Genomic DNA, 1049 nt, shown 5'->3' with positions numbered 1-1049 from the left:
CCAGCTGCACGGTCATCACTTCGAGCGGTTTTCCGGCCTGAACGGCAACAGCGGCGCGAACGTCCATTTTGATATCCTTTCTAAAATTGAATTCTGACTGCTACATATTCGGATAGGCTAAAGCGCGTCGCATCGAACTTGATTCATGCAACGCGCTTTACCTTGTTGTTTCTATGCATGTCCTTATCCCGGAACCGCTGCACAACTTCCGGGCGACATGCATGGCCTCCCACCGGCTTTCGCCGATCCGCTGCCCAAACCAACCTCACCGCGTCTCCGGCTCAACCTGGCACCAGACCGCAAGAAGCGGCCTTGCCGTGCATCTTATCGCGAATGTTTGCCCCGCATCGTTCGCGAAGACTGTGCCGGTCGCGGCAGAGAACCACTGCGAATTGCCAAGGCAGATTTCTCCAGGCGAAAGCAGGATGAAGGCCCGCGGCTGCGTCTGAACATGATCGGGAAACCGGGTGTAGCGGTCCATATAGATCACGCCGACCCTCAGATCGGCGCGCTCCTCCATGCCGCCGGGGCCGACCAGAACAGCATGAGAATGCGTGTTGCCGAAATTCAGGCTTGCAAACGGGCCCGAGCGGCCGCGTCGCCAGAGCAGGCTGTCGGCAAGACTTTTGAATTGGCCGGCAATCGCCTCGTATTTCCGTCCTGATTTAGCAAGATGGCCAATGGCGTCATCAAGCCCATCGGGCGCACCGGGAAGAGGTCCGCCCTCCAAGGGGCGCACCTTGCCCGTTTTGAGCAGCCTCTGCAGAACCTTGCCCGCAACGAAACTGGCGACGGCAGGAGCGTCGGCCGACAACATCAGCCCGCCGACGTCGTTGAGGAATTCCTGCAGCGGCCGAGGCCGTCTTTCCCTGCCGATGTCGTGCAGCCGTATATATGCCGGCTTTTCCTCATCGTTCAGAAGAAGATCGGCCCCACGTTTGATTGGACGTCCCACCGCGCGCGCCACGTTCAGTCCCCTCGCTTAGAGCGCCTTTTCCAGTTCCGGCAGGGCTTCGAACAGATCGGCGACGAGGCCGTAGTCGGCGACC

The 1049-nt window shown here is 59.7% G+C and carries 1 protein-coding gene and 1 pseudogene; both read right to left on the bottom strand.

Features of this window, described 5'->3' with window-relative positions; translation table 11 throughout:
• A pseudogene (locus tag OS035_RS33480) lies at positions 1 to 67 on the bottom strand (GNAT family N-acetyltransferase); the annotation flags it as partial.
• 198 nt (positions 68 to 265) lie between these two features.
• Positions 266 to 967 (bottom strand): dimethylsulfonioproprionate lyase family protein, encoded by a 702-nt coding sequence (locus OS035_RS33475; RefSeq protein ID WP_222134778.1) that lies wholly within the window; start codon positions 965 to 967, stop codon positions 266 to 268.
• Positions 968 to 1049: the final 82 nt, after the last annotated feature.

The sequence above is a fragment of the Rhizobium sp. 268 genome, from assembly GCF_036571585.1.
In the GTDB taxonomy this organism is placed as follows: domain Bacteria; phylum Pseudomonadota; class Alphaproteobacteria; order Rhizobiales; family Rhizobiaceae; genus Rhizobium; species Rhizobium redzepovicii.
This window is presented reverse-complemented; position numbering and strand designations above follow the sequence as displayed.